The sequence below is a fragment of the Planctomycetota bacterium genome (genome assembly GCA_039819165.1).
GTDB lineage: Bacteria > Planctomycetota > Phycisphaerae > Phycisphaerales > UBA1924 > JAHCJI01.
Genome location: JBCBSM010000002.1, coordinates 340,084 through 366,572 on the forward strand (window position 1 = coordinate 340,084; position 26,489 = coordinate 366,572).

The window sequence follows — 26,489 nt, forward strand, 5'->3', positions numbered from 1 at the left end:
TGCAGACGAGCAGCAAGAATAGTGCCCGTCGCACCTACGCGAGAAGGGAGAAGGCGGTTACCGGGCCCGCGTATTCCCGATCGATCTAGCCCCCGCTGCCCGGCGGTCGAACATCGATCGCCGCCTCGTGCAGCCCGGCCCGGACCGCCCTCAGCACGCCGGCGGCATTGGGCGTATCGCCGTGCACGCAGAGCGTGTCGACGGTGCCGCCCTGGGCCAGCCGCGTGGCCTGCTCGGCCGCCCGTGACGCGTCGGTGATGACGGCGTCCTCGTTGTCGCGGCTGCGCAGGCGGCCGTCCTGCTCGTAGGCGCGATCCGCGAAGCCCTCGCGTGCAACTTCGAGGCCCATCTCTTGCCAGCGGGCGAGCCCTGGCGTGCCCGGCAGCCCGACGAACAGCAGCCGCGCGAAGGGATCGCCGGTGACCCGTGCAACCGCTCGCAGGGCCGCTTCGGCGATGGCCTCGGCGAGGTCGGCCTCCCGCATGGCACGGTGGTAGAGCGCGCCGTGCGGCTTGCAGTGCCGCAGCGTGGCCGCATCGTCGGCCGCGATGCGTGCGAGCGCGAGCACCTGATCGTGCACGCTCGCCGCGACCTGGGCGCGCGGCAGCCGGACCTCGCGACGGCCGAAGTTCTCGCGATCGGGGTACCCCGGGTGGGCCCCGATGGCCGCGCCCGACGCCCGCGCCGCCCGCACGAGCGTCGCCATGAGTTCCGGGTTGCCGGCGTGCCCGCCGCAAGCGATGTTGACCGAGGTAGCCAGACCCACGAGTTCTCGATCGGCGTCGAGACGCGCCGCGTGCTCGGCGGCGTCGACGTTGAGATCGATGGCGGCGATGTGCATGAATCGGGCGCTCCAGGTCATTTCGCGATCGGCGACAGCAGCGCATCGAGCGTCCGCCAGCGTTCACGGTAGATCGCCAGCGCGACGGCCCGCTCGATGGGCTGCAGGCGTACCCGGTCGCCCGCGGCGAACTGGCCAACGGACGGCATGTCGACCGCGCACACCACTCCCGGCACCGGATAGCCGCCGGTGGTCGGCCCGTCGGGCCCGAGCACGATCAGTTCGCGCTCGGACGGCGCCTGGATGGCCGCCGCCGGCATGCCGCGGCTATCGGCGCGGGAGCGATCGCTGGCATCAGCCGCATCTGCTCGCATCCGCACGCCGACGCGATCGCTCCGCGCTTCGACGAGCCACAGGCGACGCCAGAGCGCATCGTCCCTTGATGCCGCGGCGGGCACCACGCGCAGCACGCGGCTCGCCTGCGCCAGGCCGAGCACCGCGGAGACCGCCGCGGGGGGCTCGCGTGGTGGATGCACTGCGGTCCCTAGCGGCAGCACGTCGCCGCCTCGGAGCGCCCGACCGTGCTGCCCGCCGAGGCCCGCGGCCAGCAGCGTCGAGCGGCTGCCCATGACCAGCGACGTGTCGATGCCACCGGCCACCGCGAGGTATGCGCGCGCATGCCGCGGCTCGACGCGGATCTCCTCGCCCGACCTCACGATGCGGACCTCGAGCGGCGCCGGACCGCCGGCGATGGCGACCGTGGCGTCCCGATCGAAGCGGGCGACGAGCGGCGACATCGTGATCTCGAGCACCGCCGCGCCATCCGGATTGCCCGCGACCCGGTTGGCCAGCACGAGCGAGAGCGTGTCGGCCGCGCCAGACCGTGGCACGCCCTCGTGCGCGTGCCCGGTGCGGCCCAGGTCCTGCACCGTCGCCTGCGCACCCGGCTCGATGATCGCCAGCGTCACGGCGAACCAGGGAGCCGCTCGACCCGGCGGAAGCGGACGCGATCGCCCGCGCGGAGCAGCGCGGGCGGGTCGCGGGTGGCGTCAAAGAGCCTGGCAACGGTGCGCCCGATGATCCGCCAGCCACCGGGGCTCGCAAGCGGATAGATGCCGCAGTAGCCGTCGGCGATCGCGACGCTGCCGGCGGCGACGCGGGGCCTCGGGCTCGCGAGCTTGGGTGTGCGCAGCCGTTCGGGCAGCCCGGACAGGTAGCCGAAGCCCGGCGCGAATCCCACGAATTCGACCTCGTAGGCCGCCGACGCATGCCGTTGGGCGAACTCGTCGGGCGTCATGCCGGCTACCTCGGCTACCTCGGCGAGATCGGGCGCAAATCGATCGTCGTAGCAGACCACGATCTCGTGCTCCTGCGCGGGGCGGGCCGGCCGGCGCGCGGCAGGCTCGCCGAGGGCCTTCGCGACGCGATCGTGCACGTCATCCGTGGCGTGCCGCGGGTCGATCATCACCAGCACATCGCGGGACGATGGCACGATGTCGGTGACGCCCGCAATCCCGGCGCGAACGAGGCGTTCACGGACGTCGGCCGGCGAGAATGGGCCGACAATAATGAGCGCCGAATCGCCGACCCACTCAATCGTCGCGTTGCCGCGCGGGTCGGTCCGGCGGTCAAACAAGGCTTGCATCGGCCACGACCTCGACCGTCGACGGGCCGTCGTAGGCGAGCGCCTGCTCGAGGGCCGCGTCGAGCTCACCCGCTCGCGTCACGCGGATGCCCAGCCCGCCGCACGCCGTCACGTATTCGGCGATGCTGGGGTTGCTCAGGGTGGTCTGCCAGACGCGCCATCCGCCGGCTCGCTGCTCCTTGCTGATCTTGCCCAGTTCGCCGTTGTTGAGCAGCACGTGGGTGATGTTCATGCCGTGCAGCACGGCGGTGTTGACCTCCCAGGCGTACTGCCCGAAGCCGCCGTCGCCCGAGACGCACACGACCGGCCGATCCGCGAACCGCCGCCAGTGCGGGTCGTCGCTGAGCGTGTGCGCCGTGGTGGCGGCCCAGGCGCCCATCGCCGCCGGGTAGCCGAACCCGATGGAGCCCAGGTAGCCCGACATGAGCACGGCCTGGCGGCCCGAGGCCTCGAAGTAGCGGCCGAAGCTGTAGGTGTTGTTGCCGACATCGACGGCGATGATGGCGTTGGCCGGCACGACGCGGTTCATGGCGTCGAAGATCGCGACCGATGACACGCCGCCGCCCAGATCGTCCCGCAGGCGGCTGGCCTTCTCGTCGCGCCAGATCCGCCAGCGCTCGGCGATCTCCTCGCGGTGGTCGATCGAGGCGTGGCGGCCGGCGAGCCGCTCGTGCAGGGCGCGGGCCGTCACGCCGACCTCGCCCCACACCGGCACGTCGATGGCGTGGCGACGCGAGAGCTGAGCGCGATCGAAGTCGACCTGCACCGTCGGCTTCTTGGGCGTCACGCCCGTGTGGTCGCTGAAGCTGGCGCCGAAGACGAGCAGCGCGTCGCACTCGTTCATGAACCAGCTGGCGATGGGCGTACCGCTGCGGCCCAGCACGCCCGCGCCCAGCGGGTGCCCCGGGCGGCTCGGCATCGCGGGGTCGGGGTGGTCGCCGATCAGGCCCTTGCCCTTGAAGGTCGTCAGCACGGGGCAGCGGAGTTCCTCGGCCAGCGCGACGACGTCGCCGCAGGCGAAGCGGGCGCCATGGCCCATGATGATCGCCGGCCGCGCCGCGCCACCTATGAGTTCGATCGCGGCGTCGAGCGACTGCTCCGGCGGCCGGACGGCGGCGTCGGCGAGGCGGCCATCGGGCGACGCGGGTTGGGTGTCGTCGGCCGCGGGCTGGGTCTGCACGTCGTCGGGGAAGATGATGTGCGACACCTCGCGGTGCAGCCGCGCGTGGCGGATGGCCAGGCCCATCAACTCGCCGTGGTCGCTACCGGGCAGGCACAGGTGGCTGAAGCCGGCGACGGCGCTGAATGCGTCCTTCAGCGGCAGCTCCTGGAAGGCGCCGGGCCCGAAGACCTGCTGGCGGACCTGGCCCGTGAGCGCCAGCAGCGGGGCTCGATCGACCTTCGCGTCCCAGCAGCCGGTGAGCAGATTGGTGGCACCGGGACCCGCGATGGTCAGGCAGCCCGCCGGCCGGTTGGTGAGCTTGCCGAAGGCGCTGGCGGCGAAGGCGGCCGCCCCCTCGTGGCGGATGGCGACGTAGCCCATCTCGCCCGCTTCGCACCGCCGCCGCAGCGCGTCGGCCAGCCCGAGGTTGCTGTGCCCCACCATGCCGAAGACGTGCGTAACGCCCCAGCGGACCATGGTCTCGGCCATGACGTCGGTCACGGTGCGATCGTGCTCGGGCGGCGCCTCGAGGCCGACGTAGACGCCGTCGTCGCGCTCGTCGACCGGGTGGGTCGGGATGCCGTCGTCGAAGCCGCCGGGCGACTTGCCGGTCAGCGGATCGAAGTCCCACCCGTGCCAGGGGCAGCGGAGATAGCACTCGCCGTCCTCGCCGCACTCGATCGAGCCCTCGCCGAGCGGACCGCCCTGGTGCGGACATGCGTTGTCGAGTGCGGCGTAGCGCCCGTCGTGGTGCGTGATGCAGAGCTGCACCACGCGATCGCCCTGCGTGACGTAGGCCGCCTTGACCCGGCCCTCGGGCAGCTCGTCGGGCTCGGCCACCTTGTGCCACGAGAGCCGCGCGGCGGCGTCGGCTTCTGGCGTGCCGCCGGCGGCGCGATCCTCCGGCGTCATGGCTTCAGCATCTCGTTGCAGGCGACGAGCGAGTGCGCCAAGAACCCACGGATCGCCTCGCCACGATCGTTCGCGTTGCGGATGTCGGCGACCGAGAGCAACGCCATCGGCGGCGCATCCTTGCCACGGTCGTGCCAGCGACCGTCGGGCGGGTCGTCCGGCTTGGCGTTCTCGACGCCCGCCTTGGACCACGGGCTGACGTACCAGTAGCCCGAGTCGTCGAGGCCATCGGGCGGCGTCACGCCGACACCGATGGTCTTCGTCATATCGCCTCCCTCGTCGCGATCGAGCACGAAGAGGCCGGCGATGTCGAAGTGGTGCGGCCAGCACAGAACGCCGCCCTCGGCCGAGGCCTCGGTTGCGCGGGACACCGCCGCAATCGCTCGGGCCGCGTCGACGTAGATGCCGTCGAGCGCTGGCAGCACGTTGGCGTTGGCGTCGAAGGCCGCACCGTCGGCGACCGGGTGGTCCGGCAGATCGGGCGCGGGCGAGGGCTCGTTGCGGGGTCCCTCCCCCGTCAGCCGCCGGGCGGACTCGCGAACGAAGCGGTACGCGTCCTCGAGGGTGAGGCCCGCGAGGGGCGCGGCGGAGGCATCGGGGCCATCGGGCGAGCCGACGGTGATCTCCATGCCGCCGGCACCGAAGCCCAGACTCGCGTAGACGTCCTTGGCGCTGCTGCGCCACCAGTTGCCGCCGGACTCCCGCTCGCCGGGCTTCATGGCCATGGCGCTGTGGCTGTCGTCGGGCTGGGGATCGCCCCACCGCTTGCCGGCCTCGACGACGGCCTGGGCCGCGTGGTGGGCCTGACGCCACGCATCCGTGAGCGCGTCCTGCGCCACGTCGTAGGCCGCGGCATGCTCGATGATGCCCGCGGGGAGGTTCTGGAGCAGGTTGGTCGCCATGGCGGAGGCTACGCGGGCGAGCGGGCGTGGTCCGGCTGGTGGGGTCCGCCGCCCGTGATCGCCGCATCGTCCGCCACATGGCCGGCCCGAACGCGGCGCTTGCGCCGGCGTGCCGCGCCGCCGAGCTGGCCGCTCTCGCGGAGCCGCTCGATCACCCGCCGGCCGTCGAGCAGCTTGACCGAGCCATCGAAGTCCTCGACCAGCGCGGTGCAGCTCTCCACCCAGTCGCCGCAGTTGTAGTAGTTGAAGTCCTCGCGACGGATCTCGGCCTTGTGGATGTGGCCGCACACCACGCCGTCGAAGCCCTTGCGCTTCGCCTCGTCGACCAGGGCGTCCTCGAACTTGCTGATGTAGGTGCAGGCGCTCTTGACCTGCAGCTTGAGGAACTGGCTGAGCGACCAGTAGTTCAGGCCCAGCAGCTTGCGGACGCGGTTGTAGTGGCGGTTGACCTTGAGCAGGATTTCATAGGCCCACGAACCCAGCGCCGACAGCACCCGGGCATGCTTGACGACCATATCGAATTGGTCGCCATGGGTGATGTACAGCCGCTCGCCGCGGGTGGTCGTGTGCTCGGCATCCAGCATGAGCTCCACGCCGCCGAAGCTCAGGCCGGCGTACTGCCTGGCGTGCTCGTCGTGGTTGCCCGGCACGTAGATAACCCGCGTGCCCTTGCGAGCCATCTTGAGGATGCGGCTGATGACGCGGTTGTGCTTGCCGGGCCAGTACCACTTGCTCTTGAGCCGCCACATGTCGATGACGTCGCCCACGAGGAAGAGCGTGTCGCACTGCACGCACTTGAGGAAGGCGCTCAACTCCGCGGCCCGGCAGCCGCTGCTGCCCAGGTGCAGGTCGCTCAGGAAAACCGTCCGGTAGCGCAGGTCGATCCGCTCGCGGCCGGTCTGATCATCGCGGATGATCGGGGGCTCGGTCCACATAGGCAGCTCCCGCCCGGTGGCTGTGCGGCGCTCCGATCGCCACACCCAATAGGATAGTCGGCTCGGCCTCGGGCACGCCATGATTGGCCCCGTTAGCCCATAAAGATCGTGCTAAGAACGCACGCGGAGCAGCGTGCCGAGCCGCTCGATCATCGCCGTCCAGGCCTCGGGATCCTCGGGCCCGCGATGTTCGAGGATGGAGTCGCGTTCCTGCAACACCTTGTAGAACGCATTCTGCGGCGCCTCGAGCCGGGCGCGGTACGGCTCGCCACCCGCCAGCTCGACGAGGTCGGCCAGCGACGCCAGCACGCCCGGGTCGGCCGGCCGCTGCAGCATTGCCTCGCTCAGCCGCATGAGCGCCGCGCCCGCGACGAAGCCGATGGTGACCGTGTCCAGCTCGACGCCCGCGCGATCGGCCCGCTCCAGGATGCCGCGGGCGGCCTCGATGTCGGGCGGGTCGGCCGACAGCGCCCGCACCGCGTCGGCGTTCAGCACGAGCTCCACAGGGAAGTACAACGCACGCGGCGCCGGCACGTGCAGCGCGTGCAGGAAGTGCAGCAGCGGCGCCTGGTCGTCGTGCATCCGCCGGTACGCGGTCTCGGCCTGCTCGAGCGAGGCCTGCAGCACCTGCTCGGCCACGCGGCGCTGTTCGTCCTTGAACAGCGAGGCCAGCGAGAAGGTCGACGTGCCGAAGTCCCGCTCGATCAGCCGCAGCAGCTTGCCGTACTGGCCCCGATCGAAGGCGCCCTGCGCCTCGTCGAGGAAGGCCTGCAGGTCCACGCCCGACGATCCCAGCGAGGCACCGCCCGTGATGATGTGGTCGGCCAGGTGCAGCACGGCGAAGCAGACGCTCTCGGCGTTGAGCGTGAGCCGCGAGGACAGCGCCGCCCGGCCGACGCGAAGCCGGGTCTTGCCCGCCGTCAGCTCGCGGCAGGCCTCGCTCCGCACGTCGTAGCAGTACACCTCGGTCTGCTCGCCGGGATCCTCGAAGAGCGAGACGACCGCGTAATGCTCGGCGACCTTCACCAGATCGACCTTGGCGGGCCGCACCATGTGCTGGTACACACGGCGGCCGTCGCCGTGCTGGGCGAGGTTGCTGCGAGCCTTCTCCAGCCGCTGCAGGAAGGGCTCCTCGAACGGCTCGCCGAACAAGCCCTCGGCAAGCTGGATAACACGGCCGGCGTACTGCAGGATCTGCACCGTCTCGATGCCCGTCAGCTCGTCGAAGAACCAGCCGCAGCTGGTATACATGAGCATCGCGTTGCGCTGCAGCTCGAGCAGACGCAGGATGCGGGTGTAGTCCAGCGGCCCCTCGTGGGCGCCGGCGTGCCGTTCGATGAACTCGATCGAGTGCTCGCGGGACCGCCGCAGGATGGCGTCGATGTAGCCATCCCGCGCCGCCCAGGGGTCGACGAGGTGATCGCCCGCCCCACGCTCGTACCTCGATGCGAGCTCGTCGCGGAGCCAGTCGAGCGCTTCGCGGAGCGGTCTCCGCCAGCCCTGGTCCCAGTCGGGGTGCCCGCCGCTGTGGCAGCCGCAATCGCTACGCCACCGCTCGATGCCGTGCACGCAGCTCCACGACGAACCATCGATGACCTCGGCCTCCCACTCGGGCGGATGCATCTCGAGGTATTGACCGTAGTTGGTCAGCGTCGCCTCGTCGCCCAGCTGGATGCGGCGGACGGCGTAGGCCAGCGCCATGTCGCCGTGGGCGTGGTGGTGGCCGTAGCTCTCGCCGTCGGTGGCGATGTGCACGAGCTGCGGGCCGTGCTCGCCGGGATCGAATCCGCCGAGCAGCCGGTTGGCGAAGTGCTCGCCGTCGTGCAGCAGCCGCTCGAAGGCGACCGCCTGCGACAGCCCGCCGTCATAGAAGAACAGCGCAATGCTCCGCCCCTCGGGCAGCCGGCAGACGTAGGGCCGCCGCGGATCGATGCCGTGGTGCCGCGCGTCGATCCACTGCTCGGTGCCGATGCGGCGGTACCGCAGCGCCTGCCGAGGCGCCAGGATCGTGTAGGCGATCCGCTGCCGTGCCAGCTCGTCCAGCGTCGCGACGTCAACGGCGGTCTCGGGCAGCCACATGCCCTCGGGGTGGCGGCCGAAGCGATGCTCAAAATCGCGGATGCCCCAGGCGACCTGCGTGCGGCGGTCCCGCTCGTTGGCCAGTGGCATGATCAGGTGGTTGTACGCCTGGGCGATCGCCGAGCCGTGCCCGCCGAATTCGGCCATGCTCAGCCGGTCGGCGTCGAGCACGGCCTGATACGCATCGGGGGCGTAGGCCTGCATCCACGAGAGCAGCGTGGGCCCGAAGTTGAAGCTGATGTGCGCATAGTTGTTGTTGATCCGCTCGATCCAGCCCTGCTCGTCGAGGATCCGCGCGTGCGCGTTGGGCCCGTAGCACTCGGCGGTGATCCGCTCGTTCCAGTCGTGGTACGGGTAGGCCGAATCCTGCACCTCGACCCGCTCGAGCCAGGGGTTCTCGCGGGGCGGCTGGTAGAAGTGGCCGTGGATGCAGACGTAGCGGCTCATCGCGTGGCGATCCCCCCGCCGTTGCCGATTGCGGCCCGCGTACGGGCGGCCACCATGTCGCGCAGCGCCGAGGCTAGGCGTTCGTCGTGTGTGAGTTCATCGATCGATCGTGCGACGCGACGCCGCCAGCACGGATAGCCATCGGTCACGCCCGGGATGTTCTGCGGCTCGGTCTCGCCCAGGAGGTCGTCGAGCGCCGCGACGACCATCGGCGCGTCCGACCCGCACAGCCGCAGCATCAGCCGCCGGTACAGCCCCGCCGCGTCGTCGACGCCCAGTTCGATGCGGATCCGCTCGATCGCGGCCCGTCGCGATTCGTGCTCGCGCCGCGAGGCATCGCGATCGAGCAACCCCAGTTCCTCGCGCCATTCGATGTCCCGTCCCGAGAGATAGCCCGCGAAGGTCGGCATGTCGTGGGTGTTGGCCGCCGCGATGACCGCCGGCTTGCCTTCGTCGGGCTCGAGTGCCGAACGTCCCGCGTCGTACTGCGCGACCGCCATGCCCAGCAGCCCTCGCTCCCGCATGGCCGCGTCCACCTCCGGCGGCACCGTACCGAGGTTCTCGCCGATTAGCACCGCCTCGCGCTCGTGGCTGAGCACCGCGAGCGCGTCGAGTTGTGCATCCGCCGGGTATCGCACGTACACGCCCCGATCGGGCGGAAAGCCCTCGGGGATCCAGTACAGCCGCCAGAAGCCCATGACGTGATCGAGCCGCAGCGTCGCCGCGTACCGCAGATGCCGATCCGCCGCCGCGATCAATTCCGCGTGGCCGCGTCCGGTCGCCGCGTCCGGCAGGATCGGCGGGAAGCTCCAGTCCTGGCCCTCGGGGAAGTAGGCATCCGGCGGCGCGCCGACCGTGACGCCCCGGGCGTACAGCCCCGGATCGCGCGCCACGTCGAAGCCATCCGGCCGCACGCCCACCGGGAGGTCGAGGTACAGCCGATCGCGGCCGAACGCGGTTAGCTGCTCGTGCACCATCCACTGCGCGAACTGGTAGAGCCACTCGGCGTTCGGATCGCCGTCCTCCTGCGCCCGGAAGCGGGCGTACTCGGCGACGAGCGGGTCGCCCTCGACGAGCTGCCGAACGCGCACGACGTCGTCCGCCGAGGCGTGCTCGGCCAGCCGCGCGAGCACGCGCCGCTTCAGCGTCCACGCGGCGGCATAGTCGATGAGCTCGGCCCCGGCGAGGCGATCGGCCTCGATTCGCTCGCCGTCGCTCATGTCATCCGACAGATCGAGGAACAGCTCGCCGAAGACGCTGCGGCTGGTTGGCGCATAGGGGCAGCCATCGACGGGTGTCCGGTAGCGGCCCGCGACAAGGGGCAGCGTCGAGACGATCGGCGCGCCACAGCCATGGGCCCAATCGGCGAGGCGTCGCAGGCCGCCGAGATCGCCGACGCCCGCGTCGCCCGCGCGCCGCAGCGCGTACGCGGGTGCGAACACCGCCAGATCGCGTCGCGGCCCCCGCGGAGTCCAGAACGCCGCGGGAGCCCCGCCGGCGAGCCTCAGCGGGGCGGCCGGCGGCTCGATCGCCTCGGCGTCCCCGGCCCGCTCGATGTCGACGCCGAGCGCCCGCAGCACGGCGAGCAGCGCCGCCTCGCTGGGGAGGCGCCGCGCCCCCGTACCGTCCTCGTGCTCGGTGAGCATGCCGTGGGCGCGGGCCAGCCGCAGCAGCGCGGGGTGGCGATCGTCGTCCGGTCGAGGGCTCACGGCGCGGCGTCGGGCTTCAAGGCGAGGACCGCCAGCGGCGGCAGCGTGAGCGGCAGGCTGTGCGAGCGGCCGTGGCTCGGGACAGACTCGCTCTGGAGCCCGCCGAGGTTGCCCACGCCGCTGCCGCCGAAGGGCTCGGCGTCCGTGTTGAGGATCTCCCGCCAGAAGCCCGCCGCGGGCACGCCCACGCGGTAGCCCTCGCGGACGACGGGCGTGAAGTTGGCAACGACCAGCACGGCGTCGGCCTCGCACCGGCCTCGACGCAGGAACGCGAGCGTCGTGTTCTCGGCGTCGGAGCAGTCGACCCACTCGAAGCCCGCGGGCTCGCAGTCCTGTTCGTGGAGCGCCGATTCGTCCGCGTACAGGCGATTGAGCGAGGCGACCAGATCGCAGATGGCGGCGTGGCTGGGCACGTTCTCGAGGTGCCACTCGATGCTCGAGTCGTGGTCCCACTCGGGCACCTGGGCCAGCTCACCGCCCATGAACAGCAGCTTCTTGCCGGGCTGGAGCCACTGCATCGCGAACAGCAGCCGCAGGTTGGCGAAGCGTTGCCAGTCATCGCCCGGCATGCGGCCCAGCAGGCTGCCCTTGCCGTGCACGACCTCGTCGTGGCTCAGCGGCAGCACGTAGTTCTCGGTGAACTGGTACACGCCGCGGAAGCTGATCTCGTTGTGGTGGTGCTTGCGGTGCACGGGCTCGCGCTGCAAGAAGTGCAGCGTGTCGTGCATCCAGCCCATGTCCCACTTGTAGCCGAAGCCGAGCCCTCCCGCATGCACGGGCCGGGACACGCCAGACCAGGCCGTTGACTCTTCGGCGATCATGACCACGTCGGGGTGCTCGCGGTACACGGTCGCGTTGAGCTGCCGCAGGAAGTTGATCGCCTCGAGGTTCTCTCGGCCGCCGAATACGTTGGGCACCCACTCGCCCTCTTCGCGGGAGTAGTCGCGGTAGAGCATCGATGCCACCGCATCGACCCGCAGCCCGTCGGCGTGGAAGACGTCGAGCCAGAACATCGCGCTGCTCAGCAGGAAGCTGCGGACCTCGTGCCGCCCGTAGTTGAAGATCTGGCTCTTCCAGTCCGGGTGGAAGCCCTCCCGAGGATCGGCGTGCTCGAAGAGCGGCGTGCCGTCGAAGTACGCCAGGCCGTGGTCGTCGGCCGGGAAGTGGCTGGGCACCCAGTCCAGGATCACGCCGATGCCGGCCTGGTGCAGCGTATCGACGAGGAACATGAAGTCCTGCGGCGTGCCGTAGCGGCTCGTCGGCGCGAAGTAGCCGGTCGTCTGGTAGCCCCAGCTCTTGTAGAGTGGGTGCTCCATCACGGGCATCAGCTCGACGTGCGTGAAGTCCATCCGCCGGCAGTGCTCGGCCAGCTTCGGCGCCATCTCGCGGTAGTTCAGCGACCGGAAGCCGTCCTCGGGCACCCGCCGCCACGATCCGAGGTGCAGCTCGTAGATGCTCATCGGCCTGTCGACGCCGTGCCGCTCGTGCCGCGTACGCATCCACTCGGCGTCGCCCCACTGGTGCCACAGCGGCCGGACGATCGACGCGGTCTTGGGCGGCTGCTCGTGGAAGAAGCCGAACGGATCGGTCTTCTCGATGGGCTTGTCGGTGTAGTGCGAATCGATGGCGAACTTGTACCGGTGGCCCTCGGCGGCGTGTAGCGCGACCCCGGCCCACAGCCCCGAGCTGCCCACGGGGTGCAGGCCGTCGACGCCGCGGGACCAGTGGTTCCAATCGCCCACGACCGAGACCGCCCGGGCGTTGGGCGCCCAGACCGCGAAGTGCACGCCCGGGCCGGCGGGCACGGGGTGGGCGCCGAGCTTCTGGTATAGCCGCGCGTGCGTGCCCTCGTTGAACCAGTGCTGGTCGTCGGCGGTGATCCAGGGCGCGGGTTCGTGCGGGGCGGCGATGGCGTTCCCCTCGGCGGGCATCCGCGGATCGTTGGATGGGTCGAGTCCGCGGATCTGGCTGCTGGGCTGGTTGAGCGTGGGCACGCGATCGCTCCGGCTCGAATACACGGGCTCTGCGGATGCGCCCGCGCCGCATGCGGGCCGACGACCACCCGGATCCAGCATCGGCCACGCGGGGAGCGGCGTGCAGGGGTTTTCGGGCCCGAGCCCGCTCAGGAGGCGTCGGTGGCGTCCCGCTCGGCCCGCAGTTCGGCTTCGGCCTGCAGCCAGTCCCGCACGGGGTCGCCCGGGGCGTAGGCCTGGCGACCCCGGTAGATCTCGTAGGCCCGCCGGCGGATGGCGTCCTCGCTGATGGGCCGGCCGGGTCCAACCGACTGGGACCCAGAGCCGCCCGGCTCGGTCTCGGGCCGGTCCGGCCGCTGCTTGGGACGGGCGATTTCGCCCGCCAGGCGGCCCGGCAGCCCGATCGAATCGGTGACGCCCGGGGTGCCGGCCAGCCCCGCGCTCTTGGGCTCGGCCATGCTCGATCGCGGGGCAGACCACGGCGGCGCCAGGGCACCGATGGAGCTGGAGTGCGGGCGGGCGAGCACGGACGACGAACCCTCGCGACGCGACGCCGTGAACACCGAGTAGGCGTGCTGGCGGAGGGCGGTGCTGTTCGAGCCGTTCACGGCGATGCTCCCAACGTCCCCGGGGCGTGCGAATCGGTTCGCACGGGCTGCTCGCCGCCGGCGGCTCCGCGGAGCCGCGGGCACGGGGCCGCTGCCTTGTACATCGTCCGGCGTCGGCCGCGCAACCACACCAACGGCTATGAAGTTCTATCCGTTCGGACGCCCGGAGCAATCCCGAACATCTTGCGCACGGGCGTCACCGGCGTCTCGGCGGCCCGCCGGGCACACGATCCGCCGCCGAGCGACCGATACTGCCCTTGCGGCGGCCGCGGGACGCGAAGGATCCATGTCGATACGACCCACACGAGACGAGGAACCCGTGGCACGCTGGGATGTCGAGGATGAGCCCGCGGTTGGCACGCCGGTGCGAGGCCGGCCGGGCGTGCTGCTGGTGGAGCTCGGCTGGGAGGTGTGCAACCCCATCGGGGGCATCTACCAGGTGCTCAAGTCCAAGGCGGCCACGATGGTCGACCAATGGGACGACCGGTACCTGCTCGTGGGCCCCTACGTCCCGGACAACGCCGCTCTGGAGATGGAGCCCCGCCGGCCCACGGGCTGGCTGGCGCGGGCCGTCGCCGCCGCCAACGAGGCCGGCATCGAGGTCCACACGGGCCGCTGGCTCGTGCCGGGGCGGCCCCGCGTCGCGCTGGTCGATTGCCGGCTGCCGCCGGACCGCATCAACAGCGAGAAGTACTTCCTCTGGGAGCACGAGCGGGTGGGCTCGCCCACCGACGACGAGCTGGTCGACGGCGTCATCGGCTTCGCCGACGCGTCGCGGCACCTGCTCCAGGCCATCAACGCCGCGTGGCAGGACTACCGCCCGCAGCGCCGCCGCCCCCGCCGGGTGCTCGCCCACTTCCACGAGTGGATGGGCGGGCTGGCCATCCCGCTGCTGAAGCGCGAGAAGTCGCCGATCACTACGGTGTTCACGACGCACGCGACGCTGCTCGGCCGCTACCTCGCCTCGGGCGAGAACCCGCCCGAGACCCTCGAGGGCATCGACCACGCCGCCGAGGCCGACCGCTTCGGCATCCGCGCGCGGCACGACTACGAGCGGCTCGCGGCCCGCGACTGCGACGCGATGACGACCATCAGCCCGCTGACCGGCGTGGAGTGCGAGCACCTGCTGGGCCGCAAGCCCGACGCCATCCTGCCCAACGGCCTCGACATCGGGCGGCTGAGCGTGGGCCACGAATTCCAGACGCTGCACGCGGTCTTCAAGGAGAAGATCCACCACTTCACGATGGGCCACTTCTTCGCCACCCAGCCCATCGAGCTGCCGCAGACGCTCTACTTCTTCACGAGCGGCCGCTACGAGCCCCGCAACAAGGGCTTCGACCTGTTCGTCCGCGCGTGCGCGCGGCTGAATGAGCTCCTTCTGGACGCCCAGAACCCCCACACGGTCGTGGCGTTCATCGTGACGCGGCGGGACGTCCGCTCGATCGACCCCAACGTGCTGCAGGGCCGCGCCGTGCTCGACGAGCTCGAGGACGTGTGCGAGCACATCGCCACCGATCTGCGGGAACGGCTGTTCCGCGTGGCGGCGAGCGACCAGCGGGTCTCGCTGGACGCGCTGGCCGAGGAATACTGGATGCTGCGGCTGAAGCGCACGCAGGCGGCCTTCCGCACGCAGCGCTGGCCCAGCGTCATCACCCACCAGCTCGACGGCGATCCGCGGGACGAGGTGCTCAGCGAGATCAACATCGCGGGGCTCCGCAACGACCCGCGGGACCGCGTCAAGATCGTGTACCACCCGCAGTTCATCAGCCCCACCAATCCACTGTGGGGCATGGAGTACGACCAGTTCGTCCGCGGGTGCCACCTGGGCATCTTCCCGAGCTGCTACGAGCCCTGGGGCTACACGCCCCTCGAGTGCCTGGCGCTGGGCGTGCCGGCCATCACCACCGATATGTCGGGTTTCGGCGACTTCGTCCGCGAGCGGCACGCCCAGCCCGCCGGCTGGGCGCCCTGGGTGCTGGAGCGCAGGAACAAGCCGGCGGCGCAGGTCGTCGAGGAGATGGCCCGGCGGATGTTCGAGTTCTGCCAGCTCTCGCAGCGGGAGCGGGTCCGCGTCCGCAACGCCGCCGAGCAGCGCTCCTGGCTCTTCGACTGGACCGAGATGATCGATTCGTACGGCCGCGCCCACGACCTGGCGCTCCACCGGGGCCCCAGGCCGACCGAAGCAACGGACGGGCCCTCGCCCGGCCCGCACCCCGGGGCGTCCGCGACGCCATGAGCAGCGACGGAGGAATGGCATGACGACCGCACGCACGGACGCGGGCACGCTGGGCTTCCAGCCCCGGGTGGCCTACTTCACGATGGAGATCGGCCTGAGCGACGCCCTGCCGACGTACTCTGGCGGGCTGGGCGTGCTGGCGGGCGACACCCTCCGCAGCGCCGCCGACCTGCGGGTGCCGATGGTCGCCGTCACGCTGCTGCACCGCGGCGGCTACTTCACGCAGACCCTCGACGCCGACGGCACGCAGCACGACGCGCCCATCCAGTGGAACCCCGGCGACCTGCTGACCGAGCTGGCGCCGCGGACGAGCATCACCCTCGGCGGCGACGAGGTACATGTCCGGGCATGGATGTGCCGCGTGCGGGGCCGCGACGGCTTCGAGGCGCCGGTGCTGTTTCTCGATACCGACCTGCCCGAGAACGACGCCGCCCACCGCGGCATCACCAATCGCCTGTACGGCGGCGGCGACGAGCTGCGGCTGCAGCAAGAAGCCGTCTTGGGCATCGGCGGCGTGCGGATGCTCGCAGCGATGGGCTGCGATCGGCTGGCCCGCTACCACATGAACGAGGGGCACGCGAGCCTGCTGGTGCCCGAGCTGGCCCGCCGACTCGCCGCCGAGATGGACGCCGAGCCGACCGACGATCGCGTCCGCGAGGCCGTCCGCGACCTGTGCGTGTTCACGACCCACACACCCGTGCCGGCGGGGCACGACCGCTTCCCGATGCCGCTGGCCGAGACGATGCTCGAGCCCGCCATCGCGGCATTGCTGGCCCCCGAGCCCGAGGGCGGCACGCCCACGGCCCCGGTCGAGGCGACGCCCGCGGCCCGCCGTGGCGCGGCGGCCATGTCCACCTCCGCGGTGGCCGACGCCGCCCGCGCCGGCACGCTCAACATGACGCTCACGGGCTTCGAGCTGAGCGGGCACATCAACGCCGTCGCGCGGCGGCACGGTGCCGTCTCGCGGCGGATGTTCGGCCGCGCCGACATCAAGGCCATCACGAACGGGGTACATGCCGGGACGTGGGCGTGCCCCGCGATGGCCCGTGTGTTCGACGAGCACCTGCCGGCGTGGCGGGACGACAACAGCGAACTGCGGGCGGCCGTGGGGATCCCCGCCGACGCGCTGCTGGCCGCCCACGCCGAAGCCAAGCGGGCCCTGGTCGATCGCGTGAATGGCGAGACCAAGGCCGGCTTCGACGCCGACGCGTTCACCATCGGCTTCGGCCGCCGCGCAACGGCGTACAAGCGGCTGACGCTGCTGCTCAGCGACGTGGAGCGGCTGGAGTCGATCGCCGGGACGCACGGCACGATCCAGGTCGTGCTGGCGGGCAAGGCCCATCCCAAGGACGAGCCAGGCCGCGAGCTGATCGCCGAGGTGCACCGCATCGCGCGCGCCCTGGCCGGACCCGTCCGCGTGGTGTACCTCCCAGGCTACGACATGGAGCTGTGCGGGCGGATGGTCGCCGGCAGCGACATCTGGCTCAACACGCCCCGCCCGCCGCTGGAGGCCAGCGGCACCAGCGGCATGAAGGCGGCGCTCAACGGCGTCCCGAACCTGAGCACGCTCGACGGCTGGTGGCTCGAGGGCTGCGTCGAGGGTGTGACCGGCTGGGCCATCGGCGGCGACGACTTCGCCGACCCCGACGCCACCCCGCCGACGCCCAAGCGACAGGACGAGCGGCACGCCGCCGACCTGTACAGCGCCCTGGACGAGGCAGTGCTGCCGGCCTTCGCCGAGCCGGCGGCGCGCTGGGCCCCGATCATGGCGCACTCCATCGCGCTCAACGGGGCGCACTTCACGACGCAGCGGATGGTCCGCGAGTACGCCGGTGGGCTGTACTTCTGATCCGCGACGACCGTGGGCTCGCTCAACCCTCCGGCAGACCCGATGGATCGAACTCTCCGTCGAGCGCGAAGCCCACGTCGGGCCGGTACAGCCCCGCCTCGAACAGCGCCTCGACGAAGATGCCCGGCAGCGTGTAGCCCAGCTCGCCGCGGAGGCGGTACCGCATCGGGCCGCCGGCGAGGTCGGCCCGCTTGACGGGCACGGGCAGCACGATCCGCTGCTCGCCCTGACGCGACAGCGTCGCCTCGGCGCTGCGGCGGCCCTGGAAGACCCGCCGACCATCGAGTTCGAGGGAGTAGTCCACCGACCGCAGGGGCAGTTCGGTCTCGCCCGTGTTCGTGGCGATCAGCGCGAACCGCAGCACGACGGCCTCGGGCGAGGCTTCGGCGGTCTGCAGCGGCTCGACGCGGGTCTGTGGCCGGGCGGCGCAGCCGGCGAGCCAGCACCCCAGCAGCACGACGCCAGCGAGCGCCAAGATCCCGGGACGGCTCATCGCGACAGGTCCGCCAGGATCGGCAGCACCCAGATGATGCCGACGTACGCCGCCACGCCCAGGCCGATCATGCCACCCACCACCAGCACCGACATCACGCCCACGTGCCGCGGAAGCGTGCGCAGATCGTGAACGCGGACGGCCTTCCACGCCAGGCTGACCAGCAGCGCGATGGGCAGCAGAAGCAGGAACCACACCGAGTGCGCGTCGATGGGATCGATGAACGGCCGCCATGCGAGCACCGCGCTCATGCCGACGCACCCCCGGCCGTCGCCCGCCGCAGCGCCTCGCGGACCTCGCGCTCGGGCCGCCGGCGGTTGAAGAGCGCATCGAGGATGGCCACGAGATTCATCATGCCCGCCAGCGTGGTGGCGAGCAGCGCGATCTCGTTGATCTTGCCGACCGACTTGGTCGCTCCCCGCGGGCCGTCGTACCGGTCGGCCTCGCCCCACTGCGGCCGCTGGGCCACGGAGGGGTAGGGCATCGCGCCGCCCGGCGGCGGCTCGGACACGCGCACCTCGCCCTCGTAGGCCGACCGCAGCACGGGCTCCCTGCGTCCGCCCTGCGCGGGAGCCTCGATGGCCCAGGCCTTGAACCTGTTCTGGTGCACCCAGTTGACGCCGAAGGCCAGCGGACCCGTGAGCGACTGGCCGATGAACCACAGCCGGTCCTCGCGGCTGTCGACCGCATCGATGCCGCCCAGCAGCAGCCCGCCGAAGAAGAGCCCGAGCACGCCGCACGCGATGGCCAGGCCCCGGCGGGGCTGGCCGAGCACGACGTGGCCCAGCCCGGGGAAGACGAAGGCGGCGATGCCCGCGACGGCCTCGAAACGCTCCGGGCCCGGGCCGAAGACCGCCTTGGCGGCGTCGTTCGGCGCGTCGGGCGATGTCGGCGTGCCGGCCATGGCTCCGATGGTAGCCGGCGCGGCGTGCGCGGTTGCACGCCAAACCCGGGGGCGGCCGCGGGCCGGGGTTGACACCCGCCCGAGCCGGTGTAGCCTTGCGGCGCTCGGTCGGCCCGACGCTCGGTGATCGGTGGAGGAGAGCCTCCCCGGCGGCGGATCGATCCTGGCGTATCGACCCAGACGATGCTTGCCCCTGGCACCCAGCCCCCGGCGGGCCGACCCGGACCACACGCATGCCCACGCTTTCGCCCACGATCCCGTCGTCCGTGCCCGCCCCGTGGTCCGCTCCCGGAACCACCACCGACCCCGCGAATGGCCCCGCCGTCGTGCGGGAGCTTGGGACGCCGCGGTGGGCGCACGCCGACGCGCCCTGGGGTCCGGGCGTCCGAGAGCTTCTGGCCTACGACGACGAGGAAGAGGACGACGACTTCGCGGACCTCGACTACGACGACGACGAGGACGAAGATGAGGACTATGACGCCGACTTCCTCGACGATGACGAGGACGAGGACGACACCGTCGAGGACGACGACGCCGCGGAGGACGATGAAGACCTCTGAGCCGGCGACCAGCCGGGGGGCCTGATCCCCCAACCGCACCCCGCCGGCGTATCGGGATGGAGCCGGCGCCATGCACGACGACCTCGAGTACGACCGGGACGGCGACCACCTCGACGACGGCGAGCGGCCGATCGAGGACGCCTTCGAGGATGCCGATCTCGACGGCGACCTGGACGACAACGAGTCCGCCGCGCTCGAGGAGGCCATCGCCTCGGTGCCGGCCGACGACGACGATGATCAGCCGGCGCCCCGCTCGGGCGTCGTTGACCGCCGCCTCGGCCTGGATCGTCGAGCGCTCGCCGACGGCACGCCCACGGGCCTGGAACGCCGGCGGGGACGGGGACGCCGGCTGAGCGACTTCCATCGCTCGGCCGAAGAGGGCGAGATGACCAAGGAGCAGTTCATGTTCCTGGTGGCCATCGACGCCTTCAAGAAGGGCAACGACGTGGCCTTTCCCGCCTGGAGCGACGTGCTCGAGGTCATCCGGCTGCTGGGCTACCGCAAGGTACAGAAGTCGGCCGTCGACCTCGGCCGCGCCGAGGATTGGACCGAGCCCGTTGCGGCGCCCCACGGCGTGCGGACGGACCGCCAGTTGCAGCGGCACGCCGCCGCCAAGGCCGCCTTCAAGAAGGGCAAGGCCGCGTAGGACCTAGCCCCGCTCGATCGATCGCCGGGCACGCTTCGCGATGCGCGTCGTCGCCGGGTTGCCCGGCTCGGCGCGGAGCCACGCGTCGGTCGTCTCTACCACCCAATCCGGCCTCGTTTTCGACGCGTCGTTGAGCCAGTTGGCGACGCTGTCCTGCACGTACTTGCTCGCATCCGCCCTCAGCGGCTCGAGGAGCGGCAGCCCGATCTCGGGCTCGCCCTTCAGTTCGGGCAGGTGGACGCACCACACCCCGCGCGGCCGGGTCGCCTCGCTGGCAAAGCGGCGGATGTTCGCACTCGAATCGCCCGCCCAGGGCGCGAGCAGGGCGATCGCGGCGCCCACGGATCGTGCGATCTCGTCGCGGACGGCGAGCCAGGCCCACTCGCGGACGCCGAAGTGGTGGTCGTCGGCGAGGGGCTGAAGCCGGCCCAGGATCCCGGCCAGATCTCCACGGGCGTGCGCCGCGATCGCATAGCACGCCCAGCTCCGGACGGTGTCGGATGGGTGCCCCGCGAAGCGATCCAGCGACGATGCGCCGGCATGGTCGAGCAGAAGCTCGCCGGCCAACCGGACCCGCCTGGTCACGCCCTCGCCCGAGGCGTCGCGCAATGCGCTCCCGATGGCCGCGGGCAAGCCGGCCGCGTCGGCGAGGGCCGCGAAGTCGACCGCGAGCGCCTCGGCGAGATTCGCGGTCTCGCGTGTGCCCGCGTCGAGCTCGGCGCGAACAGCGGTCGGTACTTCGCTCGGTCGCCGGGCCATCGCGGTCGGCTATTGGTCCTTGTAGAAGTCCAGGTTGATCTGCACGTACTTGGACCACTGCTCGGGCAGGTCCTCCTCGGGGAAGATCGCCTGCACGGGGCACTCGTCCACGCATAGGCCGCAGTCGATGCAGGTATCGGGGTCGATGTAGAGCTGCGTGGCGGCCTCGAAGTCGCCCTCGTCCTTGCCGGGGTGGATGCAATCCACCGGGCAGACTTCCACGCAGGACGTGTCCTTGGTGCCGATGCACGGCTCGGCGATGATGTGGGGCATGGCGAACTCCGAGAAACGGGCGACGCGACGAGTGATGCGAACATCGCCCGACTAGGGATTGAACAGGCCGGATTCTAGAACGCCCTCGCTAGACTCTGGCCGTGGTTAGGCCCTTCCAGATCCAGAGCCCCTTCCGGCCCATGGGCGACCAGCCGGCCGCCATCGAGGCCCTCGTGCGGCGGCTGGCCACCGGCACCGATTCGGCCACCCTGCTGGGCGCCACGGGCACGGGCAAGACCTTCACGATGGCCAACGTCATCGAGCGGCTCGGTAAGCCCGCGCTGATCATCAGCCACAACAAGACGCTGGCCGCCCAGCTGTACGAGGAGCTCCGCGAGTTCTTCCCGGACAACAGCGTCAACTACTTCGTCAGCTACTACGACTACTACCAGCCCGAGGCCTACATCCCCCAGCGGGACATCTACATCGAAAAGGACGCCAGCCGCAACGACGACCTCGACCAGCTCCGCCTGGCAGCCACGAGCAACATCCTCAGCCGCCGCGACACCGTGGTGGTCGCCAGCGTGTCGTGCATCTTCGGCCTGGGATCGCCCGAGGCCTACGGCGACAAGGTGCTCACCCTCGCCAAGGGCCAGCGGGTCGATCGCCGGCAGCTGTTCGCCAGCATGACGGCGATGCAGTACCAGCGCAGCGACTACGAGTTCAGCCGAGGCCGCTTCCGCGCGCGGGGCGACGTCATCGAGGTGTGGCCCGCGTACGAGCGCTTCGCCGTGCGGCTCGACCTCTTCGGCGACGAGCTGGACCGCTTGGAGCTCATCAACCCGACCAGCGGCGAGGTGCTGGCCGACGAGGGCATCTTCCACCTCTTCCCGGCGGTGCACTACGTGCTGCCCGAGGAGCAGCTCGAGGCCATCTGCGACGACATCCGCCGCGAGCTGGACAGCCGCGTCACCGACCTGCGAAGCCAGGGCAAGCTGCTGGAGGCCCAGCGGCTGCTGGCCCGCACGAAGTACGACCTGGATCTGCTGCAGGAGACCGGCAGCTGCCCTGGCGTCGAGAACTACAGCCGCTTCTTCGACGGCCGGATGCCCGGCGAGCGGCCCTTCACGCTGCTGGACTACTTCGACTATGCGCCCCGGCCAGAGGACAACGGCAAGGGCGATGACGAGGCCACGATGCTGCCGCGCCCGCCGACGGACGACCAGCTCGTAGCCCGCGACGACGAACGCCGGATCAAGCGGCCCAACATCGACGACTGGCTAGTCATCATCGACGAGAGCCACGTGACCATCCCGCAGGTGCGGGCGATGTACAACGGCGACCGCATGCGGAAGGAGACGCTCGTCGAGCACGGCTTCCGCCTCACCAGCGCCCTCGACAACCGGCCGCTGCGCTTCGAGGAGTTCGAGCGGGTCGTCCCGCAGCTGCTGTTCGTCAGCGCCACGCCCGGCGACTACGAGCTGACCCGCACGGAGGGCGAGATCGCCGAGCAGGTCATCCGCCCCACGGGTCTGCTGGACCCCGAGGTGGAGGTCAAGCCCGCCGACGGCCAGGTGCCCGACCTGCTCGAGGAGTGCAGGGCCGTCGTGGCGCGCGGCGAGAGGGTGCTCGTCACCGCGCTGACCAAGCGGCTGTGCGAGGATCTGGCGGCCTACCTCGACCAGCAGGGCATCAAGTCGAGGTACCTGCACAGCGACATCGAGACGCTCGACCGCCTCGAGCTGCTGACCGAGCTGCGGGAGGGCGGCTTCGACGTGCTCGTGGGCGTCAACCTGCTGCGCGAGGGCCTGGACCTGCCCGAGGTATCGCTCGTCGCCATCCTCGACGCCGACAAGGAGGGCTTCCTCCGCAGCGAGACGAGCCTGATCCAGCTCATGGGCCGGGCGGCGCGGAACGTGAACGGCCGCGTGGTGATGTACGCCGACGAGGTCACGCCGGGCATGAAGGACGCGATGGACGAGACCGAGCGCCGCCGCGCCAAGCAGCTGGCGTACAACGAGGCCCACGGCATTACCCCCGAGACCGTGCAGAAGGAGATCCGCCGGGGCATCGAAGTCCAGCTCCGCGCGCGGCGGACCGCCCGCGAGGCCGCGGGATCGGCGGAGGAGGCCTTCGACATCGCCGAGTTGATGCGGGAGCTGGAGGCCGAGATGCTCGAGGCGGCGCAGTCGCTCGAGTTCGAGAAGGCCGCCCGGCTGCGCGATCAGGTGAAGCAACTTAAGGAGCGGGTGGCGCAGGGCGACACCGCCAAGGTCCGCAAGAGCGAGCTGGAGCCCGGCAAGAAGTCCCGCCGCAAGCGGGCCAAGGCGGGCACGCCCGGCACCAAGCCCAAGCGGCGGAAGCGGTCGGGCTAGGCCATGCGGACCAAGGAGAAGCTGCGGACGTACTTCATCGGCTTCGGCATCGGGCTGGTGCTGAGCGGGCTGATGCTGTACGCCCGCTGGCGGTGGCAGCAGGCCAATCCCCAGCCGCAGCCCGCGCCGTCTCCGGCGGGGCTCACTTCGCCGCCCGCTCCATAGCCTCGATCGACTGCGACACGTGCTCCTCGAAGCCCTCCCGCGGCATCAGCACGACCTGCCAGTTGCCCAGCACGCATGGCACGACTGGGATCGTGCCCGACGGCGTCGGATACTCGGCGCCGAGATCGAGCGGTGCGTGGAATAGGACCTGCAGCCGCTCCCTGGGAATGTCGCCCACCGCGACATCGCCGCGGCCGAGGTAGGCGTACGAGCCGTTGCGCCGCACCCAGTCGGCATCGGGCAGCGCATGGATTCGGGCCGGCGTCTCCTTCGATCGCGTCAGGAACACGCGCGCTGGCTCGTCCTGGTACATGCCCCAGAATCCGTCGAGGTAGGCCGCAACGTCGCCGGCCGTCGCGGGGAGCCGCTGCCCGTTGTCGCGTGCGTACGAGCGTGCCGCTCGTGCGAGCAGGGCGAGATCGTGCATCGCGTCGTCGACGACCGGCAACGGGCCGCCCGCGCGGATGGCGTCGAGCGTCTGCCGCGAGCCCTCTACGCGGCTGCGCACGTACGCGCGCTCGCCGGCGTCGACCTGGCCGTTGGCCCGTGCAAACGCGAGCATCCGGACCATCTCCCAGGTCCCGGTCTTGGGTGCCTCGACGAAGGCCTCCGGCGATGCGTGCACCAGGAGCGTCAGCTGCGCGGCGGGGATGCGGTCAAGCTGCACGCCGGCACCCTCGTAGCGCCACATCGACTGCGCGAGGATCCACTCGGCATCGGCATCCTCGGGGATGAACGTCGTGTCGCGGGCCCTGGGCGCCAGGAACATCTTCGCACGGTCACGCGGCGTCTCGCCTCGCCCCTCGCGGAGCGGCAGGTAGCGGTCATGGATGATGGCCCCGAGATCGGGCGGCAGCGTGCCGCCGTTCTCGTTGGCGTACGCGATGACTGCCTGGATGATCCGCTGTAGGTCGAGCTTGACCTGCCGGTGCGCCGGCAGCGGACCCCCATCGCGGATTGCGAGCATGGTCTTGCGCGAGTCCTCGGCGATCCGGGCCGCATCCTCCGGCGCGAGCATCTCGACGTGCCCATCGAGGAACGCGACGGGCACGACCGCGCCGCCGGCCAGATCGGGGAGCGCGTCCTCGAGATTGAGATGGGCGATGGCGATCTGCGGCCAGTCGGGCACGTCATCCAGATTGAGGCCCTCGAGCCCGAGGTAGGCGTAGGGCATGTGCTCGCGGAGGTCCTCGTCGTCGAAGGACTCGGGCAGGGGCTCGTCCTCGGGCGGGGGGATGAGCCCCTCGCGGACCATCGTGCTCAGGTCGGCGGGCATGCCGCCGTGCGTCTGGGCGTACACGTGCACGCCCATGGCGACGACGCGCGCCCGGGTCGACGCCTTCATCTGCTGGGCCTGCAGTCGAATGGCGGCGAGCTCTTCGAGGTCGGGGTCCACGTCCTGGGCGTGGGTGGTGCAGCACAGCACCGTGAGCGCAACAACGAGCATCGATCGCATCGGGATCTCCTCAGCGCGACGAATCGCCGGCGTCGTCCTGTTCGCCCAGTCGCGCCGCGCGGATGCCCAGATGGCTGCCGACCACGCGCTCGGTGCCGCCGCTGGGGCTGTTGACCAACTGGGGTGCCTCGTCCTCGGTCTGGATGACCATGGTGGTCGAGCCGCCGCCGTCGACGTTGATCGCCGTCACGCAGCCGAGGCGCCGCATGATCTCGGCGAGTTCCCGCAGGCTGGCGCCGAGGCTGAACCCCGGCTGGCGACCGTCGACGGCGACCAGGACGATCTCCTGCTCGCTCGTCAATCCGATGGCAGTCCGGGGATGGCGATCCGTCGAGAACGCCTCGTTGGCGGTCGCGATACCGGCCGGCTCGCCGTCCCACAGCACCAGCCGACCACCGATGCCAATGGCCACCTCGCCGCCCGTGGCCGCGAGCGGACCCGCGCCGGCGGCGTCGGGCGCGACGAAGATCGACGCGTGCTCCTCGCCATCGCGAGCATGCACCAGGAACGCGTCCTGCTGGCGATCCGGTTCGTGCGGACTCACCAGCTCCCCTTGGGCCACCGACAGCGAGATCAGGTCCTTCGGCTCGCCCGGCCGAGAGGCGCAGCACGGCCCGAAGAAGTGGGTGTTGATGGCGGCCTGGAGATCGAACTCACGGAGAAAGGCGCTCGCCATCCGGCCGTCGGTTTCCTGCGGCGCGTCGCCGTTGCCCGGCGTGGCGAACAGCGACAGCCCCGGGGCGTGCAGATCGACGCGCAGGACCTGGACGATGAGCGGCCGCGGTCGGTCGGTCGCCAGCTCGGCGTGCTCGACGCCCACGAAGACGGGTCGCCAGCGCGGCTCGGGCAGGCCGAGATCGGCCTCGGGCGGCGGCTCCGTAGAGCCTTGCTGCGCCCACGCCGCACAAGCCAAGAGGCACGCGAGCACGCACAGGACTGTCCGCATGGATCGACCTCCCCGGCAAGGGTACCGGGAGCGCGGGGAGGGGATGCGTTGTCCGAGCCAGAGGTATCGCTAGAGTCGCCGAAGGAGGTGCGCCATCGCCATGCAGACCCTGATCCCGCCCGCGAGCAGGCGGGATCGCCCTAGTCGTTGCTCAGGCCCCGGACGCCGGATCGCTGCGGCCACGGCCCGACGGGGCCTGGCGCTCGGACTGCTCCCCTGCCCGATGCTCGTGTTGGTCGGCTGCGCCGCGATGCCGGACCCCGACCATGCATCGGGCGCCTCGGCACGCCACGACGACGAACAAGAGTTAAGGGCGGCCCTTGCGCAGTGGATCGACGGTTGGAGCCCGGGGACGGACACCTGGACGGGCGAGCAACTCCGGCCGCTGTACGCCGCGGGACCCCGCGCCATCCGCGTCTTCGACAACGTCGAGGGCGACGTCGTCGATCTCCGCAGCTTTGCCGCATATCAGGCCGAATGGACGGCGATGATGGCACCGATGCGGGACTGGGAGATCGCGCTCGTCGAGCCCGCCGAGGTACGCGTGGCGGGTGACATGGCCTACGCCACGTTTATTTTCGAGGGCGGAGAGGATCCGTCGCACGGCGACGCGGTGCGGATACGCCAGTACGGCACGCTCGTCTGGGAGCGGCAGGGCTCGGACTGGGTGATCACGCACGAGCACCTGACCGCCGGCACGGTGCGGTAGCCGCGGCACTTCGGGGCGGGATCGG

24 protein-coding genes are annotated in these 26,489 nt (G+C 71.1%); 7 read left to right on the top strand and 17 right to left on the bottom strand.

Annotation, left to right across the window (positions count from 1 at the left end; translation table 11 throughout):
- Positions 1 to 85: 85 nt before the first annotated feature.
- The 10 genes from AAFX79_12905 to AAFX79_12950 all read right to left on the bottom strand — a co-directional run bounded on the left by AAFX79_12905 (position 86) and on the right by AAFX79_12950 (position 13,153).
- On the bottom strand, positions 86 to 841 hold the full coding sequence (locus tag AAFX79_12905) for a 5-oxoprolinase subunit PxpA (GenBank protein ID MEO1009454.1): 756 nt from the start codon (positions 839 to 841) through the stop codon (positions 86 to 88).
- 17 nt (positions 842 to 858) lie between these two features.
- Entirely contained in the window at positions 859 to 1,749 is an 891-nt protein-coding gene (locus tag AAFX79_12910) for a biotin-dependent carboxyltransferase family protein (protein MEO1009455.1), read from the bottom strand.
- A complete protein-coding gene (pxpB, locus tag AAFX79_12915; protein ID MEO1009456.1) occupies positions 1,746 to 2,426 on the bottom strand; it encodes a 5-oxoprolinase subunit PxpB in 681 nt (226 codons plus the stop codon). The genes AAFX79_12910 and pxpB overlap by 4 nt, the downstream gene beginning before the upstream one ends.
- Complete coding sequence (locus AAFX79_12920; protein MEO1009457.1) at positions 2,410 to 4,500, bottom strand: thiamine pyrophosphate-dependent enzyme; 2,091 nt, start codon at positions 4,498 to 4,500, stop codon at positions 2,410 to 2,412. Before AAFX79_12920 ends, pxpB begins: the two co-directional genes overlap by 17 nt.
- Entirely contained in the window at positions 4,497 to 5,402 is a 906-nt protein-coding gene (locus AAFX79_12925; protein ID MEO1009458.1) for a hypothetical protein, read from the bottom strand. The genes AAFX79_12920 and AAFX79_12925 overlap by 4 nt, the downstream gene beginning before the upstream one ends.
- An 8-nt stretch (positions 5,403 to 5,410) precedes the next feature.
- A complete protein-coding gene (locus AAFX79_12930) occupies positions 5,411 to 6,337 on the bottom strand; it encodes a UDP-2,3-diacylglucosamine diphosphatase (GenBank protein ID MEO1009459.1) in 927 nt (308 codons plus the stop codon).
- Between the two features lie 111 nt (positions 6,338 to 6,448).
- Positions 6,449 to 8,863, bottom strand: a complete 2,415-nt coding sequence (locus AAFX79_12935; GenBank protein ID MEO1009460.1) for a DUF3536 domain-containing protein — start codon at positions 8,861 to 8,863, stop codon at positions 6,449 to 6,451.
- Complete coding sequence (locus tag AAFX79_12940; GenBank protein ID MEO1009461.1) at positions 8,860 to 10,572, bottom strand: 4-alpha-glucanotransferase; 1,713 nt, start codon at positions 10,570 to 10,572, stop codon at positions 8,860 to 8,862. The genes AAFX79_12935 and AAFX79_12940 overlap by 4 nt, the downstream gene beginning before the upstream one ends.
- Positions 10,569 to 12,503, bottom strand: a complete 1,935-nt coding sequence (gene glgB / locus AAFX79_12945; GenBank protein ID MEO1009462.1) for a 1,4-alpha-glucan branching protein GlgB — start codon at positions 12,501 to 12,503, stop codon at positions 10,569 to 10,571. The genes AAFX79_12940 and glgB overlap by 4 nt, the downstream gene beginning before the upstream one ends.
- Before the next feature lie 191 nt (positions 12,504 to 12,694).
- Entirely contained in the window at positions 12,695 to 13,153 is a 459-nt protein-coding gene (locus AAFX79_12950) for a DUF2934 domain-containing protein (protein ID MEO1009463.1), read from the bottom strand.
- Positions 13,154 to 13,472: 319 nt separating this feature from the next.
- Here AAFX79_12950 and AAFX79_12955 point away from each other — a divergent pair, with 319 nt between their 5' ends.
- Positions 13,473 to 15,389, top strand: a complete 1,917-nt coding sequence (locus AAFX79_12955; GenBank protein MEO1009464.1) for a glycosyltransferase — start codon at positions 13,473 to 13,475, stop codon at positions 15,387 to 15,389.
- Positions 15,390 to 15,408: 19 nt separating this feature from the next.
- Positions 15,409 to 17,238 carry an alpha-glucan family phosphorylase gene (gene glgP / locus AAFX79_12960; GenBank protein MEO1009465.1) on the top strand — a complete coding sequence of 610 codons (1,830 nt, stop codon included), beginning with the start codon at positions 15,409 to 15,411 and terminating at the stop codon, positions 17,236 to 17,238.
- Positions 17,239 to 17,260: 22 nt separating this feature from the next.
- Here the strand turns inward: glgP and AAFX79_12965 are convergent, their stop codons facing one another.
- The 3 genes from AAFX79_12965 to AAFX79_12975 are packed head-to-tail and all read right to left on the bottom strand — an operon-like array spanning position 17,261 to position 18,635.
- Positions 17,261 to 17,731 (bottom strand): LEA type 2 family protein, encoded by a 471-nt coding sequence (locus AAFX79_12965; protein MEO1009466.1) that lies wholly within the window; start codon positions 17,729 to 17,731, stop codon positions 17,261 to 17,263.
- Positions 17,728 to 17,982, bottom strand: a complete 255-nt coding sequence (locus AAFX79_12970; GenBank protein ID MEO1009467.1) for a hypothetical protein — start codon at positions 17,980 to 17,982, stop codon at positions 17,728 to 17,730. Before AAFX79_12970 ends, AAFX79_12965 begins: the two co-directional genes overlap by 4 nt.
- A complete protein-coding gene (locus AAFX79_12975) occupies positions 17,979 to 18,635 on the bottom strand; it encodes a DUF6677 family protein (GenBank protein MEO1009468.1) in 657 nt (218 codons plus the stop codon). The genes AAFX79_12970 and AAFX79_12975 overlap by 4 nt, the downstream gene beginning before the upstream one ends.
- A 233-nt stretch (positions 18,636 to 18,868) precedes the next feature.
- Between AAFX79_12975 and AAFX79_12980 the strand changes: the two genes are divergently transcribed.
- Entirely contained in the window at positions 18,869 to 19,195 is a 327-nt protein-coding gene (locus AAFX79_12980) for a hypothetical protein (protein ID MEO1009469.1), read from the top strand.
- Positions 19,196 to 19,265: 70 nt separating this feature from the next.
- Positions 19,266 to 19,841: a hypothetical protein gene (locus AAFX79_12985; protein MEO1009470.1), complete on the top strand. Its 576-nt coding sequence runs from the start codon at positions 19,266 to 19,268 to the stop codon at positions 19,839 to 19,841.
- 3 nt (positions 19,842 to 19,844) lie between these two features.
- Here the strand turns inward: AAFX79_12985 and AAFX79_12990 are convergent, their stop codons facing one another.
- Both AAFX79_12990 and AAFX79_12995 read right to left on the bottom strand, forming a co-directional pair.
- Positions 19,845 to 20,600 (bottom strand): DNA alkylation repair protein, encoded by a 756-nt coding sequence (locus AAFX79_12990; GenBank protein ID MEO1009471.1) that lies wholly within the window; start codon positions 20,598 to 20,600, stop codon positions 19,845 to 19,847.
- Between the two features lie 9 nt (positions 20,601 to 20,609).
- Positions 20,610 to 20,873 (bottom strand): ferredoxin family protein, encoded by a 264-nt coding sequence (locus AAFX79_12995; protein ID MEO1009472.1) that lies wholly within the window; start codon positions 20,871 to 20,873, stop codon positions 20,610 to 20,612.
- Between the two features lie 101 nt (positions 20,874 to 20,974).
- On the opposite strand from AAFX79_12995, the gene AAFX79_13000 reads away from it, so the two are divergent.
- Positions 20,975 to 23,188: an excinuclease ABC subunit UvrB gene (locus AAFX79_13000; protein MEO1009473.1), complete on the top strand. Its 2,214-nt coding sequence runs from the start codon at positions 20,975 to 20,977 to the stop codon at positions 23,186 to 23,188.
- Between the two features lie 3 nt (positions 23,189 to 23,191).
- On the top strand, positions 23,192 to 23,353 hold the full coding sequence (locus AAFX79_13005) for a hypothetical protein (GenBank protein MEO1009474.1): 162 nt from the start codon (positions 23,192 to 23,194) through the stop codon (positions 23,351 to 23,353).
- On the opposite strand, the gene AAFX79_13010 is transcribed toward AAFX79_13005, so the two are convergent.
- Both AAFX79_13010 and AAFX79_13015 read right to left on the bottom strand, forming a co-directional pair.
- Positions 23,331 to 24,809 (bottom strand): hypothetical protein, encoded by a 1,479-nt coding sequence (locus tag AAFX79_13010; GenBank protein MEO1009475.1) that lies wholly within the window; start codon positions 24,807 to 24,809, stop codon positions 23,331 to 23,333. The genes AAFX79_13005 and AAFX79_13010 overlap by 23 nt on opposite strands.
- A gap of 10 nt (positions 24,810 to 24,819) precedes the next feature.
- Positions 24,820 to 25,755 (bottom strand): phosphodiester glycosidase family protein, encoded by a 936-nt coding sequence (locus AAFX79_13015; protein ID MEO1009476.1) that lies wholly within the window; start codon positions 25,753 to 25,755, stop codon positions 24,820 to 24,822.
- Between the two features lie 223 nt (positions 25,756 to 25,978).
- Here AAFX79_13015 and AAFX79_13020 point away from each other — a divergent pair, with 223 nt between their 5' ends.
- Positions 25,979 to 26,464: a nuclear transport factor 2 family protein gene (locus tag AAFX79_13020; GenBank protein MEO1009477.1), complete on the top strand. Its 486-nt coding sequence runs from the start codon at positions 25,979 to 25,981 to the stop codon at positions 26,462 to 26,464.
- Positions 26,465 to 26,489 lie beyond the last annotated feature (25 nt).